The organism is Paenibacillus vulneris (genome assembly GCF_039543185.1).
Classification (GTDB): Bacteria; Bacillota; Bacilli; order Paenibacillales; family NBRC-103111; genus Paenibacillus_S; species Paenibacillus_S vulneris.
Genome location: NZ_BAABJG010000029.1, coordinates 345,096 through 358,822, shown reverse-complemented (window position 1 = coordinate 358,822; position 13,727 = coordinate 345,096). Strand labels below are relative to the sequence as shown.

Here is a 13,727-nt window from a genome sequence, read left to right as displayed (position 1 = left end):
TCTCCGATGTCTTTTCTTTTCTTTTCTTTTCTTAGCGTACGCCAAGTAAAATTTCGATAGTAAGCTGATCGAGTCTCTCGTAGTTAATGCCCTCTGCCCCGACAGCTGCGCGGTCAATCTCGTAGCCTTTCAATGCTTTCAGGCTATCCGCGGAGAATTTGAAATCAAAGCCAGGCAGATCCAGCTTCTTGCCTTGAATTTCTTGCAGCAGCGCTTGAATCTCCTTGTCTTCGTTGAATTGTTTTACTTTCTCTTTCAGGATCAAGTACGTTTTCATGTTGCCTTTGGCAAACTCGATAACGCCTTGACGGTCTTCGGTACGAAGCGCATGAGCATCGAAATGAAGCATACCCTGATAGTTATAGTCTTCCAGAAGCTTAACGAGGAAGAAGGCTTCCTTGATGCCGTCGGAGCCAAAACGCAAGTCTTGGTCGAAGCGGCCCATCTTCTGGTCGTTCAAATCGATGTGGAACAGCTTGCCTGCGTCCAGAGCTTGAGCAACCGCATGATAGAAGTTCAAGCCTGCCATACGTTCATGGGCAACCTCGGGGTTCACGCCCACCAGCTCCGGATGATCCAATGTACTGATCAAGCCCAGCATAGCACCTGTAGTAGGCATGTAGATATCGGCGCGCGGTTCGTTCGGCTTAGCTTCCAGAGCGAATTTGTAGCCGTAGTTTTGCGAAATGCTGTATTCGCACAAGAAGTTGATGGCCTCTCTGTAACGTTTCGTTGCTTCTACTGCGTCCTTCCCTGCATCGACCTCAGAGCCTTCACGTCCGCCCCACAGCACGAAGGTTTCCGCTCCGAATTCTTTGCCCAGATCCATCGCTTGCATCGTTTTTTGGATAGCGTAAGCGCGTACACGAGGATCATTCGAGGTAAAGCCTCCGTCCTTGAAGATCGGATCGGTGAACAGGCTTACCGTAGCCATAGGCACCTTCAAGCCGGTCTCTTCGAGCGCACGGCGGAATTCGCTAACGATACGGTCTCTTTCTGCTGGTGTAGCGTCGATTGGCACAAGGTCATTGTCGTGGAAGTTAACTCCATAAGCACCGAGCTCAGCAAGCATATGGACGGCTTCTACTGGGCTAAAGCCTTCACGAACAGGCAGACCGAAAGGGTCACGGCCCGGATTGCCTACTGTCCATAGGCCGAATGTAAAACGATCTTCTTTTTTAGGTATAAATTTACTCATTAGTGCACCTCCGGAAACTTTGTTTATTCAATGAACTATGTTTCTGAGAACTAGTTTACCACTGATTGGTGGAAAATAAAAGACCTGGCTTAGCCCTTACAATTAATTTTTTTACCGTCGATTCGATGAGGTAATATACGTCTATCGACGTTGTTTATATAATCTGATCTTAAAGTTTTGCCATAGCAAAACTCGCTTCCTAATGACCTCGGAGGCTTATACGCTCATGAATGTTTAAAGAGCCGCCTCCTATTCCCCGGCCTCTGAAGCCGGATGTATAGAAAACGACTCTTTATGAAGGTTCATCCATGATGCCAATCAGGCGTGCTGCAGTTGGAATACCGCTCGATTTTCTCCTACTTCCGTACCGCTGCCGTTACGAAGGATCTTCGGGTACAGTCCATATAACCGGTCTATGGTGGATGTTCGCTCATAGCCGATCTGTTCCAGAATGGAGGCGACAATCAGCGGCCACTTTTCCTCGGACCCGTCCATCACCTTGAGTGCGAACGCGAGTCTCTCTTTGCGAAGCCCGAAGCAGTAGACTCCCTTCGCTCCCCCTTTGGCAACGATGTTGTCATCGGACAGCAGGGTAGAGCAAATCATGCCCGTTCCTGCAACCATTTCGGGATGCCGGTTCATTAAACGGGTTATTTCCTCGACCGCCGCTCTTGTCGCAGAATCGTGGATCCGATCCGGACAAGCTAGCTTCAAATAAGCCAGCGCCAGATGCTGCAAAGGAATCGCAAATACAGGGAAGCCGCAGCCGTCAATCCCGATATGAATCCGCTCCGCCGGATATTCCGACAGCATAGCCAGCGTCTGAACGATTTCTTGCTGCGCCGGATGATTCGGGTCGTCATAGCCGCTTAGGCTGTACCCTCTGCTCTTGCAGTAGGCGAGTATGCCCACATGCTTGCCCGAGCAGTTATGGTAGAGACGGCTTTCCGGCTTTCCTTGTGCAACAAGGTCACGGTGTGCTGCCGCATTCAGGGGATAGGTCGCATGACAGACCAGGTCCTCCTCGGACAGTCCGGTCTTCTCCAACATCGACTCTACTGCGGCGACATGAAACGGTTCTGCACGGTGAGAAGCGGTCATAATCGCAAGCTCCTTCTCTGTAAAAGGATACTTCTGCGCTATGCCGTGGCGGAATGCCGGAATGGCCTGAATCGGTTTGGCCGCGGAGCGCAAGTAGGTCATATGATGCGGATTGCCGGTCCGGTACCGGATACCCGACTCGTCTACACCGCATATATGCCCGGCGTAACGGCACTCCACCAGTCCGCCGCGTAGTTCCTCTACGAGTATCTCATCCATAAGGATTCCTCCCGCGTTATGAATTGGAAAAGTTAGCGATGATTTCGGCTGCCGCGCGCAGCTTGGCCGGGTCCAACGGCTTCCATGGACTTGAGTCTACCCGGACGCCGGTTCCCAAGTGAACCTCTGAAACACCGGTTGCCGATAAGAAGGCTGCCAGCGATTCAACCCTCAGCCCGCTCCCCGCCAGCAGCGTCATCATCTGCTCCTTGCAAATCCCGTCAAGCCTCTTGATCGTCTCAACGGAATCAAGTACATTGGGCTTCCCGCCCGAAGTCAGCACACGCCGGATGGAGGCATACCGGCCTAATGTAAGGAGCGCCTGCTCCTGGTCCTTCACTTCATCTATGGCCCGATGGAACGTGACGGACATGCCCTCCGCCTCAACCAGCAGGCGCTCCATCACTGTAGTATCCACAAGCCCATCAGCCGTTAAGGCTCCTACTACAATACCTGCTGGCCTCAGCCTGCGAATGGATCGGATATCAGTCAGCATCGTTCTCACATCATCCTCGTCATAGCAGAATGTCTGGGCATGAGGACGGAGCATGACGTGGACGGGGATGGTTACGGCGGCAAGCACCTGCTCGATGAGTCCCAGACTCGGGGTGACTCCGCCATCCCCTATACCCGAAATCAGCTCAATTCTTCCTGCACCGTTATTTTGCGCCAATCTGGCATCGGCTACGCTTGTAGCTATCACTTCCATTAACAAAGGTTCTCTCCCTCTCTTCCCGTAATATCTATCAACGGATATCCACGATCTATAAATAGTTTCTCAACACAACCTGGGTTATCTTTATTCTATGTATAGAGCCTATCCTACGCCCGCATTCTAACACAAGCGATGTTTTTGGGTTTTTCCTATGTTTCGTCTTCGCTTTTTTCGGTTAATAATAGCTTGGGCCTCCTTACTCCGCAGGCATCCAGGTATAAAATCTCCGCTGCCGAGAAATGCTAATGCGGGAAATTGACAACAAGAGGAAAGGAGAACCGCTATGACCATCCAGGACGTCCGCCGCATTCATGAGCTGAATGACGTGAATACATCCGACTGGACCGAAGAAGAGCTTCACTATCATCAACGTGTGATGAGCGATCTGTCCCCTTGGCTCAATGTCCAGGGAACCGCGATGCTGAGCCAAATCATCAAAGAAATCCAGAAGCGGGATTAAAATACGCTCACTTTTTATACATACATGTTGATTTTATATCAAAAATAGAGGATAATAAGGTTGGAATTCGAAATTACATATTCTTAGGAGGTATTTACGAATGGCACATCAATTACCACCACTGCCTTATGCAAACAACGCGTTGGAACCGCATATCGATGAAACGACTATGATGATCCACCACGATCGTCACCACAACACTTATGTGACAAACCTGAACGCAGCGTTGGAAGGTCATGCGGATCTTCAAGCTAAATCCCTTGAAGACCTGATCGCTAACCTGGACAGTGTACCTGAAGCTATCCGTACGGCTGTTCGTAACAATGGCGGCGGTCATGCCAACCACTCCTTGTTCTGGGAAATTATCGGACCAAACGGCGGCGGCGCTCCAACAGGCAAATTGGCTGACGCTATCAACAACGAGCTTGGCGGCTTCGACAAATTCAAAGAGGACTTCGCTAAAGCAGCTACAACTCGTTTCGGCAGCGGCTGGGCTTGGCTCTCCGTTACTCCTCAAGGCAAATTGGTTGTAAGCAGCACGCCTAACCAAGACAGCCCAATCATGGAAGGCAATACGCCACTCCTTGGCTTGGACGTTTGGGAGCATGCTTACTACTTGAAATATCAAAACAAACGTCCTGACTACATCTCCGCTTTCTGGAATGTTGTAAACTGGGCTGAAGTTGGCAAACGCTACGAAGCTGCAGTAAAATAAGGATTGTAACCTTTTAGAGAGGGACTTATCAGTCCCTCTCTTTTTACTATTAGGGGCTCCCTGCAAAGTATCCGAGCCGAATTGGAATCCCAACCCCTTTTATGGGATTATTTTCATGTTTTAATGGAATATTTCATAGCATTTTTTACCTTGATATGAAATAATGAGACATACGGAATTTATTGCGAAATGGATCAGGCATCTTTACTTTACTATACAGCAGCATGATCAAATAACCGAGTATAAAGGTGGTATTTAGTCGATGAGGCTACTCCCTATCTCAATGGTGCATCCCGGGATGAAGCTCGGCAAACCCATTGTGTCCGAAGAGGGGCAGACGATGTTGAGTTACCACTCGGAGCTTTCCCTGCCTGATATTCGCAAATTAAAGCTGATGGGCTTCCAGCAGCTGCATATCGACGATCCGCGGACGGAGGATATCCGGATTACCGATGCGGTAAGAGAGGAAACCTCGGCAGCCGTTCGCTATCACTTGATGCCCGCTTTCCAAAGATTACAGCAGTCGGGAGATTGGAACAGCGGAGACATGCGCTCCTTATCCCAAGCAGCGCTCCAGAGCATGAAGCTGATCGTTGAGGATCTGCAGGAGCAGAATAGGCAATCACCCGAGGATGACTCGATATGGCTGATGCACACTTACAAAAGTAGCCTGTCTATTCTGGATCAGCTATGCCAAAACGCCTTGAATGTGTGCGTCTATGCTACACGAATCGGCATTGTCGACGGCTATGGTCAGGATGATCTGTACGCTTTCGGACTTGGCGGCATGCTGCACGACATCGGAAACACTCAAGTATCCCCCAAGCTGTTGTTAAAAACAGCCCCCCTTACACCGCTCGAATATGAGGAAATTCAAAAGCATACGGAGTACGGCTACAAAATCGTCAAGGATGCACCGGATATCCCTCTGCTATCTGCACACTGTACACTTCAACACCATGAGAAGATAAATGGAAGCGGGTACCCTGCAGGCTTAACCAAGGCTGGCATCCACCCTTTTGCACAGTGGATCGGTTTATTGGACGCCTACGATGCCATGACCAATCCGCGCCCTTACCGGCCTGCCTTTTCACCTGAGCACGCACTGGAAAATCTTTTCACAAGAGCAGGAACATTGTATGATAGAGAGAAGGTAGATTCGTTTCGCAGCCGTGCTGTCATTTATCCCGTTGGCTTAAGCGTTCGGTTAAGCACTGGACAAATCGGCATCGTCTCGAAGCATAACCCCAGCTTTAAACATCGGCCGGTCGTCCGCATACTTACCAATGAACAGGGTCAAGAATTGCTTCAGCCTGTGGAGATCGATTTATCCCGGCATCTCCATATCCGGATATACCGCATTGGTGAAGATGCACTGGTACATTAAGTTTGGAAAGAGATGAGCTTTTCATGCATAGTATTGTCCCTTTATTAAAGGAAGTGCCATTATTTGAAGATTTTTCGGTCAGCGAGCTGATGTCCATATCGCCTCTTTTTACGGAACGTAAAATAAAGAAAAATACGGTGCTGTTTCACGAAGGCGATCTAGGAAACGAATTTTTCATTATCGAGACCGGCGTCGTCAAAATTTATCGGATTGATTATACGAAGGAAGTTATCCTCAGCTTATTGAGCGAGGGGGATTATTTCGGAGAAATGTCGCTGATTCAGCAGGACATGACAAGGTCGGCAACGGCGGAAACTTTGGCGAATACGACGATGTATTCCTTGATGAGATCCGATTTTATCGAATTTCTGGAGAAATCGCCCAAGCTATGTCTTAAGCTGCTGGAATCTACCATGGAACGTCTGCGCAACGCCAACGATCAAATCGCCAATCTGACCTTCCTGGATGTGCGTACCCGGACGATCAAGGTGATTGCCCGGCTGGCCGAGGAGCATGGAATCGTTCGCCAGGGCGGAGTGTTAATCAACATGAAGCTGACCCATCAGCAGCTTGCGAATTTGGCCGGGACCGTTCGGGAATCCGTCACGAAGGTGCTTCAGGAGCTTCAGGAAGACCAGATCATTACCATCGACAAGAAGATGATATACATAAGACGAATGGAAGCGTTAAAAGAGCGGATTGTATAAAACCCGCTCTTTTACTATGTTATCCTTCGGTTTGGGTAGCATCAGTTGCTATGCTCGGCAAAATACCGGTTTAATATTTTCAGAAATACATTGGGGAACGCATACTGCCCCATCGTATCCCGGTCTACCCATTGATAATGGGAGGGCATCAGCAGACTGCTGCCGGAAGGCAGAAGTGAGGATTCCAGACTACAGGCGATCACCTGCATATCCCAATGGATATGACTGAACGTATGTTCGGCGTGCATATACCATCGTTCCGGATGAATGCCGATGGTTTCCTCGGCCAAATGGTCTGCCAATATAGACACCGAGGAGGGAATCGAGTCTATCGAAGGATGCGCCTTTTCCGATGGGCTGTACGTAAAGGGAACATCCGTATGCGGCAGCTCCCACATCCGCGCAAGCAGTCCTTCCTGCGGGCGCTGCCGGATCAGCACCTTCCCCTGGTTAGGGCCTGTCCCTTCGATAAGAGCGGCGATCCGGTACTCGGGACGCGGGGGCTTGGCCTTCTTCTTGACGGGCAGCTCCTCCTCCATTCCCGCTTCTCTGGCAGCGCAGTGCTCCATCACCGGACAGGTCAGGCAATGGGGCGAACGCGGGGTACACACCATGGCGCCGAGCTCCATCAAGCCTTGGTTAAAGTCGCCGGCTGCTCCCTCCGGAATCAGCTCCTTCGCGAGCTTCTCCATAATTCCTCTCGTGCTGACCTTCATAATGTCTTCTTCAATAAGAAAATACCGGGATAGGACTCGCATGACATTACCGTCAACAGCCGGCTCCGGTTTATTGTACGCTATGCTTAGTACGGCACCGGCCGTGTAAGGGCCTACTCCCTTTAACGTAGATATTTCCTTCAGCGTATCCGGTACTGTACCGCCATACCGCTCCTGGACCTCTCGCACGGCCCCTTGCAGATTGCGGGCTCTGGAATAATACCCCAGCCCCTCCCACAGCTTCAGCACATCCTCCTCCGGTGCTTCCGCCAGCGCCTCCATCGTTGGAAAGCGTTCGATAAAACGGTGAAAATACGGGATGACCGTCTCCACCCGGGTCTGCTGCAGCATCACTTCCGAAATCCATATATGATAAGGGTTTCTGCTGCGGCGCCACGGCAGATCACGGCGATGCTTGCGGTACCAGGACAGCAGCTCTTCGGAAAAATATTGTTTTTTCAAGTTCGTATCCATGAGGTCTCCTTCTCTTGCGGAACGATATGGTATAATGATGGCATTTGAAAATCATCAGAGGAGTGAGGCAAATGTTAACTCCCGGTGAACTGGCGGCACGGCTTAATAGGCTTGTGATTTCCATCCTGTTGGTAGGACATCAAAAATGCAGCCCCCAGTGGCACCAGCTGCCCAGAACGATTCAGCATCATTCGATCTGGCTTATTATTAAAGGAAAAGGCACGTTTACGATCAACGGCACTCATTATCCGGCCGAGCCGGGGAAGTTTTTTTGCTTTAGTCCGGGCATGGTCGTTGAACGCCAAACGGATCCCGAGCAGCCGCTCGAATACTACTTCCTCCGTTTTCATTATACGGAAACTTTCGAGGAGAAGGAACAGTGGATTTACCGAAGCTCAACGGAAGCCTCCTTCCCGCTCGAGGGCATGTACACGGTTAATAATACGCCCCAGCTCATTTATTTGTTCGAGCAGCTCGATATTCTGTGGAAGCGCCGGGGACATATGACCGCCATGCGGAGAAAAATATTGCTTCTTGAGTTTTTCCTGACGCTGATTCAGGATTTCCGCGCACAAAAGATAGCCGGGGATACTACGGCTGCTATCGAGCTCACCCAAGACCACATGGTCGGGCACTACCAGGAGCCGCTTACCCTGGAGGGGCTGGCGCAAATGGCCGGTTTAAGCGTAAGCCACTATTCGCGATTATTCAAAAAATATATCGGCTACAGCCCTATTGATTACTTGACCCATCTAAGGGTCGACCGTGCCAAGGAGCTGCTGGTCTTGTCGGATTACCGGCTTAAGCTGATTGCGAACAGCGTCGGCTACACGGATGAATTTTATTTCAGCCGCATTTTCAAAAAGGTGACCGGCGTCTCGCCGCGGGAATATGCCAAAAAGCACCGGTTTGCCCCCTATATGGACCACTGAATTTCATGAGGCACAAGTTCATTCGTTGGTTTGACTTCCCAGGCTGGAAGGTGTACGCTACGCATAAGCAAGCCTCTTTTCAAAAGATTCGTGCCATAAGGGCAATCATCAGATGGTCTGACCCATCCGTACTATATCGTTTTCTTTCATATCGTAATAATATTTCATACCAATCGGTAGGGGGATAACCGGATGAGCAAAATCACCAAAGGGCTCAGTTGGGCCGTTTCTTTACTCATCGTTGGAGCGTTAGCCGGCTGCGGCGGCACCGCCAAGCAGGGCGGAGAGCCCTTCGGCGGCGGCAATAAAGCCGCCAGCCAAGGTGACGCGCTGACGAGTGCGCCGGAACAGGTACAAGCTCTGTATAAGCAGAGCTGCATTTCCTGCCACGGCAACAACCTCGAGGGGAAGGTCGGTCCCGCGACCAATCTGCAAAAAATCGGCGGCAAGCTGACGAAGGAGCAGATCAGCAAGCAAATTATTAGCGGCGGCAACGGCATGCCCGGCTTCGGCACCAAGCTTAAGCCCGAGGAAACCGAGGCATTGGCCGAATGGCTTGCCAGCAAAAAATAGTCTGCCGGCCACAGCCTTCATAGCTGGAAGCCGCCCATAAACCAAGACATCCGTTATACGATAACTGTCGTACAGCAGATGTTTTTGTTTTGTCCGTGCTGTGGATCGATCGAACAACCGGCACCGCCGTCAGCAAAAATTTTTTTCTCTCTTTGCATCCGAATTGCAACCTTTTTGCGGACCGTTCCGTTTGAAGAGGTGAAACAACATTTTGGTAATCGGGGGAATAACATGAAATCGACCGTCAAAAACAAGCTCATTATCGGAGTTGCTGCAGCCACTTTATTAACCGGCTTGACGTCTTTCACTTCACTGCATCCGGCAGGCGCTGCTACCGCCTATGCGGAGCAGGTAAGCACCGCTTACAGTAAAACGATCACCGTCGGAGGCGAAGGTGAGATCAAGGTCGCTCCAGACGTGGCCTATATCAATCTTGGCGTCATGACCAAAGCCGACACCGCCAGCGAAGCTCAAAAGCTGAATGCGGAAAGCTTCGCAGGACTGACGGCCCTGCTGTATGATACGTATAAGCTCGACAAGAAAGACGTGAAAACCTCCGGATTTTCCGTACAGCCTGTTTACAGCTATACGGACAAGGAGCCCAAAATTATTGGCTACTCCGCAACGCAAATGGTTCAAGTCACTTACCGCGATATCGATAAGGTAGGCGCCTTCCTCGATGCGGCATCCGTTGCCGGGGCGAACCAAATTAACGGGGTTCAATTCGATACCGAAAAACGCCAGGAATACGAAATCCAGGCCATTGACTCCGCCATGAAAAATGCTGAAGCCAAAGCGATTGCCATTGCCAAAACCGTTGGTAAAGAGCTGAAAGGCGTAGTGAACGTAGTTCAAACCGGAACCTCCGCTATTCCGGTTCGCCGTGAGTACAGCCCTATGCTTATGAAAGCTGCAGATACTGCTTCTTCAGCAACCTCCATTGCTCCTGGAGAACTAACCATTACAACGAACCTGAGCGTTCAATATGAGTTTTAATACTGCGGGATGAAGCAAAAAAAGAATCTTCCACCGTCCTGAGAGACTTTCGTGGGAGATTCTTTGTCTTATTCGCGCGTCTTATTGGATTCCATAACGGTCGCGAAGCACTTGAAGGTGGTGCAGCTCATGGCCGATGATGACGCAGGCCAGAGCTCTGGCTGAGATTACGCAATCACTCGCGGTCCCTTCTCTTCCCCACGCTTCCTCCGTCAACGATCTTAAGAGTGTCAGTGTGGCTTGACGGACAGCCTTAAAGTCTTCGAGCAGGTAAGCTAGCGTACAACGCTGGAACGGAGATCCCTCCATCAGCGTATCCTGATCGTAGCCCGGAAGCGGCGTCGTATCCCCTCTCGCAATCCGCAGAAGCCGGTAGCTCATGATCCGCTCATTATCCGTAATATGACCGATGACTTCTTTAACGCTCCATTTTCCTTCCGCATAGCGGTAGTTTCCCTGCTCTTCCGTTAATCCGCTTAAAAATGCGATAGTACGCTGGAGTTGATCCTCCAGGATTTGAATCAAATCACCTTCTGCAGGGACAAGCTGGATATAAGTGCCATAGTAAGGAGCATACTCGCTCGAAGCGGGTCTCTGGTTCATGTCGAATAACCGTCCTTCCTCTCGAATGTGATTGTGGAAGATTTAATAAGGATTGCTGTGCGTCTATTCCCACGGGAAGCGCGTTATCAAATGATCCGAAAACTCTTTGCTCTGCTCCCGGCGCGTTTTACGCATTTCCGCCCGTCTTGTCCCTGTCGCGTTCAAGCGGCGCTCTTCCTCGGTTTCCGGGATCACTTGAGGGACCTGTACCGGCCGTTTGTTCTCATCCAATGCGACGAAGGTTAAGAACGAAGTTGCCGCGATGGTTCGTTCCCCGGTCTTGAGATCCTCTGTGATGACCTTCACGAAGACCTCCATCGAGCTTTTGCCTGTCCAGGTGACGAACGATTCCAGGCAGACCGAATCGGTCGGCCGGATCGGCGACAAGAAGTCGACGGAGTCCGTAGAAGCCGTTACGACGGACCGGCGGCAGTGTTTGGATGCCGAGATAGAGGCGATATCGTCAATGTAGGCCATTAACTTGCCTCCGAATAGCGTATTGTGGTTGTTGACATCCGTTGGGAATATTCTCGATGTCTTGTACGTTCTGGACTCTTTAACAAATCGCTGCTCCATATAGCTTTCCTCCCATGTGTGACCCTTTCTTCATGAACCAGCTGCTTCCACAATGGCATAAGCCATTGCCGAAGTTTCCGTATGCGTGATGCTCAAATGAATTCTCGTATCCGGAGGCAGCTGCAGCCTCCGAAGCGCCTCCTCCGACACCCTGCATACCGGTTTGCCCAACGGGTCCGGAAGCACTTCAATGTCCTGCAGCGACACTTGCTTGCCGATTCCGCAGCCCAGCGCCTTGCTGACCGCTTCTTTGGCAGCAAAGCGGCCGGATACGAATTCGGCCAATCTCCCCTTGCGCTGAGCCGCCAGCTGCCGCTCCGCTTCGGTAAGCGCCCGCTGCATAAACCGTTCCCCTGCCGTGCCTTCCAGAATCCCTTTCACTCTCGCAATGTCGAGCAGGTCCGTGCCAATTCCAATAATCATGGTCAAACGTTCCTTTTCCAGCCAGACATGGCGTCCTGCCTTGCTGCATTGCTTAGCCGCTGCCTGGGTTTTAATCACATCGTATCGAATCTACATCCCAAACGCAAGAAAAAGAATGTCCCACCCTCTATGGTAATAAAATAAGCCGGGCCGCTGCCCGACTTCAACCTTCTAGAATTAAAAAGCTGGAACTTGCCAGTTACTCCGGTGAGGTATCCCCCTCCAGCCGCTGTTGAAACCCATGAATCAGATTAGATTTTAGTGGAATTTTCACGGGTTTCAAAGGCGGACGCTATCGCTCCTCCAGGAGATACCCCACCTAATCCTTGCAATTTTCAGTTTTTAATAGTTTCAGAAAAGCTTAGGCCGGGCAGCTGCCCGGCCATATCATCATTAAATTCCCGGAATCGGGGAACGTTTGTGCTCCGTCTTCAAGTATTGCTTCTCCAGCTTCTCTTGGACGGCCGGATCAATCTCCTTGCCCTCCAGGTAGTCGCTGTTGGCTTCATAGGTAATTCCCAGCTCATTCTCGTCGGTTTGGCCTTCCCATAAGCCGGCTGTCGGCGCTTTGTCCAGAACGCTTTTTGGAACGCCGAGCGCTGCGGCCAGCTGACGAACCTGACGCTTATTAAGCGAGCTGAGCGGAGTGATGTCTACGGCTCCGTCGCCGTATTTGGTATAGAAGCCGGTAATCGCCTCGGACGCATGGTCTGTCCCAACGACAAGCAGGTTCAGCTCGAACGCCAGCGCATATTGCATCACCATGCGGGTTCTCGCCTTCACGTTACCTTTGCCTCCGCGGCTTAAATGGCGATGCTCGCCAATGGATTTCAACGCATGCTCCGCTTCGAGGGCAATCTCGTTTACAGCTTCCTCAATATTCGTTTCCACGCGGTATTTCAGCTTGAACGCTTCAGCTACAGCATAGCTGTCCGCAATGTCAGCCTGCTCTCCATAGGGTTGAAATACGCCAAGCGTCTTATATTCCTTGCCCTTTTCCTGGGTTAACTCATCAGTAGCCCGAATGCAGAGACCTGTCGCCACAGCGCTGTCAATCCCGCCGCTAATGGCGATCAAGAGACCGTTAACTCCCGATGAAACTATGTATTCCTTCAAAAAATCGACGCGCTTGCGGATTTCTTCGTCCACGTTAATTTGCGGCTTTACGCCAAGCCTTGCGATAATTTCCTGCTGCATGCTCATCGTGAATCCACCTCTTCCACTCTCTATTTCCTATAAGTATAGTGCACTGTATTCAGATTGCAAGGGCCAAACGTCGCTCTGCTGCCAAAAGGATTTTCAAACATAAAAGAATCGAGTGAATCACAGTGTACATAAACTTTCCCATGCGGTAAAAAAACTCCGCATCGGCTTAGCCGAAGGGAGCTTTTTCAAGAAATCTTATTTGCAGTATTGCTCGAATGCGCTGATCAAATCTCCGGCGATCATGTCGGCCGAACGGTCTTCGATTTGATGGCGCTGGATGAAATGCACCAGCTCGCCGTCTTTCAAAAGAGCGATGGATGGTGAAGACGGAGGATACGGCGCCAAATATTCACGTGCCTTGGCCGTAGCTTCTTTATCCTGACCGGCAAATACGGTGAACAAATGATCGGGCTTCACATCATTTTGCAGCGCTTTGGCTACGCCTGGACGGCATTGACCGGCAGCACAGCCGCAAACGGAGTTAATAACCAGAAGAGCCGTTCCCTTGGCATTCTCCAGCTTCTCCACAACCTCTTCCGGTGTGCGCAGCTCGGTAATTCCGATACGAGTCAGCTCATCTCTCATCGGCTGCACCATATCTTTCATGTATGATTCAAATGACATGGACATTGACTTCCACTCCTTTACCTACATAAGAATTTACAAACTATCGTATGTCTCATTATACATCGACAAGGGGTGAAAGCAAAGTACCTGATGAAAGTT

At 50.6% G+C, this 13,727-nt stretch carries 16 protein-coding genes; 7 read left to right on the top strand and 9 right to left on the bottom strand.

The genetic code is table 11. The features are described 5' to 3' along the window. Positions 1-31: 31 nt before the first annotated feature. The 3 genes from xylA to ABEA66_RS26460 all read right to left on the bottom strand — a co-directional run bounded on the left by xylA (position 32) and on the right by ABEA66_RS26460 (position 3,227). Positions 32-1,198 carry a xylose isomerase gene (gene xylA, locus ABEA66_RS26470; protein ID WP_079913603.1) on the bottom strand — a complete coding sequence of 389 codons (1,167 nt, stop codon included), beginning with the start codon at positions 1,196-1,198 and terminating at the stop codon, positions 32-34. A 318-nt stretch (positions 1,199-1,516) separates the two neighbouring features. Then, positions 1,517-2,518, bottom strand: a complete 1,002-nt coding sequence (locus ABEA66_RS26465) for an asparaginase (protein ID WP_345592264.1) — start codon at positions 2,516-2,518, stop codon at positions 1,517-1,519. A gap of 16 nt (positions 2,519-2,534) precedes the next feature. Next, positions 2,535-3,227, bottom strand: coding sequence for a copper homeostasis protein CutC (locus tag ABEA66_RS26460; protein WP_345592262.1), 693 nt, complete (start codon positions 3,225-3,227; stop codon positions 2,535-2,537). Positions 3,228-3,516: 289 nt separating this feature from the next. On the opposite strand from ABEA66_RS26460, the gene ABEA66_RS26455 reads away from it, so the two are divergent. The 4 genes from ABEA66_RS26455 to ABEA66_RS26440 all read left to right on the top strand — a co-directional run bounded on the left by ABEA66_RS26455 (position 3,517) and on the right by ABEA66_RS26440 (position 6,502). After that, entirely contained in the window at positions 3,517-3,693 is a 177-nt protein-coding gene (locus ABEA66_RS26455) for a hypothetical protein (protein WP_345592260.1), read from the top strand. Positions 3,694-3,793: 100 nt separating this feature from the next. Then, complete coding sequence (locus tag ABEA66_RS26450; protein ID WP_079913606.1) at positions 3,794-4,408, top strand: superoxide dismutase; 615 nt, start codon at positions 3,794-3,796, stop codon at positions 4,406-4,408. 262 nt (positions 4,409-4,670) lie between these two features. Beyond that, positions 4,671-5,795: an HD-GYP domain-containing protein gene (locus ABEA66_RS26445; protein WP_345592257.1), complete on the top strand. Its 1,125-nt coding sequence runs from the start codon at positions 4,671-4,673 to the stop codon at positions 5,793-5,795. A 23-nt stretch (positions 5,796-5,818) separates the two neighbouring features. After that, a complete protein-coding gene (locus ABEA66_RS26440; RefSeq protein WP_079913608.1) occupies positions 5,819-6,502 on the top strand; it encodes a Crp/Fnr family transcriptional regulator in 684 nt (227 codons plus the stop codon). 41 nt (positions 6,503-6,543) lie between these two features. Here ABEA66_RS26440 and mutY read toward each other — a convergent pair whose 3' ends face one another. Further along, entirely contained in the window at positions 6,544-7,692 is a 1,149-nt protein-coding gene (mutY, locus tag ABEA66_RS26435; protein WP_345592254.1) for an A/G-specific adenine glycosylase, read from the bottom strand. A gap of 71 nt (positions 7,693-7,763) precedes the next feature. On the opposite strand from mutY, the gene ABEA66_RS26430 reads away from it, so the two are divergent. The 3 genes from ABEA66_RS26430 (at position 7,764) to ABEA66_RS26420 (ending at position 10,193) form a co-directional block, all read left to right on the top strand. Then, positions 7,764-8,624, top strand: coding sequence for a helix-turn-helix domain-containing protein (locus ABEA66_RS26430; protein ID WP_079913610.1), 861 nt, complete (start codon positions 7,764-7,766; stop codon positions 8,622-8,624). 192 nt (positions 8,625-8,816) lie between these two features. Beyond that, entirely contained in the window at positions 8,817-9,197 is a 381-nt protein-coding gene (locus ABEA66_RS26425) for a c-type cytochrome (RefSeq protein WP_079913611.1), read from the top strand. A gap of 231 nt (positions 9,198-9,428) precedes the next feature. Then, positions 9,429-10,193 carry an SIMPL domain-containing protein gene (locus ABEA66_RS26420; RefSeq protein ID WP_345592250.1) on the top strand — a complete coding sequence of 255 codons (765 nt, stop codon included), beginning with the start codon at positions 9,429-9,431 and terminating at the stop codon, positions 10,191-10,193. 81 nt (positions 10,194-10,274) lie between these two features. On the opposite strand, the gene ABEA66_RS26415 is transcribed toward ABEA66_RS26420, so the two are convergent. The 5 genes from ABEA66_RS26415 to ABEA66_RS26395 all read right to left on the bottom strand — a co-directional run bounded on the left by ABEA66_RS26415 (position 10,275) and on the right by ABEA66_RS26395 (position 13,631). Then, on the bottom strand, positions 10,275-10,796 hold the full coding sequence (locus tag ABEA66_RS26415; protein ID WP_345592248.1) for a DinB family protein: 522 nt from the start codon (positions 10,794-10,796) through the stop codon (positions 10,275-10,277). 63 nt (positions 10,797-10,859) lie between these two features. Further along, on the bottom strand, positions 10,860-11,372 hold the full coding sequence (locus tag ABEA66_RS26410; protein WP_192703250.1) for an acyl-CoA thioesterase: 513 nt from the start codon (positions 11,370-11,372) through the stop codon (positions 10,860-10,862). 30 nt (positions 11,373-11,402) lie between these two features. Continuing rightward, on the bottom strand, positions 11,403-11,795 hold the full coding sequence (gene acpS / locus ABEA66_RS26405) for a holo-ACP synthase (RefSeq protein ID WP_345592332.1): 393 nt from the start codon (positions 11,793-11,795) through the stop codon (positions 11,403-11,405). A 393-nt stretch (positions 11,796-12,188) separates the two neighbouring features. Further along, entirely contained in the window at positions 12,189-12,998 is an 810-nt protein-coding gene (gene nadE / locus ABEA66_RS26400) for an ammonia-dependent NAD(+) synthetase (protein ID WP_345592245.1), read from the bottom strand. 198 nt (positions 12,999-13,196) lie between these two features. Beyond that, entirely contained in the window at positions 13,197-13,631 is a 435-nt protein-coding gene (locus tag ABEA66_RS26395; RefSeq protein WP_079913616.1) for a BrxA/BrxB family bacilliredoxin, read from the bottom strand. Positions 13,632-13,727 lie beyond the last annotated feature (96 nt).

Bases quoted from the DNA above. Each gene is read 5' to 3' on its own strand.
- ABEA66_RS26415 (WP_345592248.1), bottom strand. From the start codon at position 10,796: ATGAACCAGAGACCCGCTTCGAGCGAGTATGCTCCTTACTATGGCACT.
- ABEA66_RS26465 (WP_345592264.1), bottom strand. From the start codon at position 2,518: ATGGATGAGATACTCGTAGAGGAACTACGCGGCGGACTGGTGGAGTGC.
- ABEA66_RS26395 (WP_079913616.1), bottom strand. From the start codon at position 13,631: ATGTCCATGTCATTTGAATCATACATGAAAGATATGGTGCAGCCGATG.
- ABEA66_RS26460 (WP_345592262.1), bottom strand. From the start codon at position 3,227: ATGGAAGTGATAGCTACAAGCGTAGCCGATGCCAGATTGGCGCAAAAT.
- ABEA66_RS26450 (WP_079913606.1), top strand. From the start codon at position 3,794: ATGGCACATCAATTACCACCACTGCCTTATGCAAACAACGCGTTGGAA.
- ABEA66_RS26445 (WP_345592257.1), top strand. From the start codon at position 4,671: ATGAGGCTACTCCCTATCTCAATGGTGCATCCCGGGATGAAGCTCGGC.
- ABEA66_RS26425 (WP_079913611.1), top strand. From the start codon at position 8,817: ATGAGCAAAATCACCAAAGGGCTCAGTTGGGCCGTTTCTTTACTCATC.
- acpS (WP_345592332.1), bottom strand. From the start codon at position 11,795: ATGATTATTGGAATTGGCACGGACCTGCTCGACATTGCGAGAGTGAAA.
- nadE (WP_345592245.1), bottom strand. From the start codon at position 12,998: ATGAGCATGCAGCAGGAAATTATCGCAAGGCTTGGCGTAAAGCCGCAA.
- ABEA66_RS26430 (WP_079913610.1), top strand. From the start codon at position 7,764: ATGTTAACTCCCGGTGAACTGGCGGCACGGCTTAATAGGCTTGTGATT.
- ABEA66_RS26420 (WP_345592250.1), top strand. From the start codon at position 9,429: ATGAAATCGACCGTCAAAAACAAGCTCATTATCGGAGTTGCTGCAGCC.
- ABEA66_RS26410 (WP_192703250.1), bottom strand. From the start codon at position 11,372: ATGGAGCAGCGATTTGTTAAAGAGTCCAGAACGTACAAGACATCGAGA.
- xylA (WP_079913603.1), bottom strand. From the start codon at position 1,198: ATGAGTAAATTTATACCTAAAAAAGAAGATCGTTTTACATTCGGCCTA.
- ABEA66_RS26440 (WP_079913608.1), top strand. From the start codon at position 5,819: ATGCATAGTATTGTCCCTTTATTAAAGGAAGTGCCATTATTTGAAGAT.
- ABEA66_RS26455 (WP_345592260.1), top strand. From the start codon at position 3,517: ATGACCATCCAGGACGTCCGCCGCATTCATGAGCTGAATGACGTGAAT.
- mutY (WP_345592254.1), bottom strand. From the start codon at position 7,692: ATGGATACGAACTTGAAAAAACAATATTTTTCCGAAGAGCTGCTGTCC.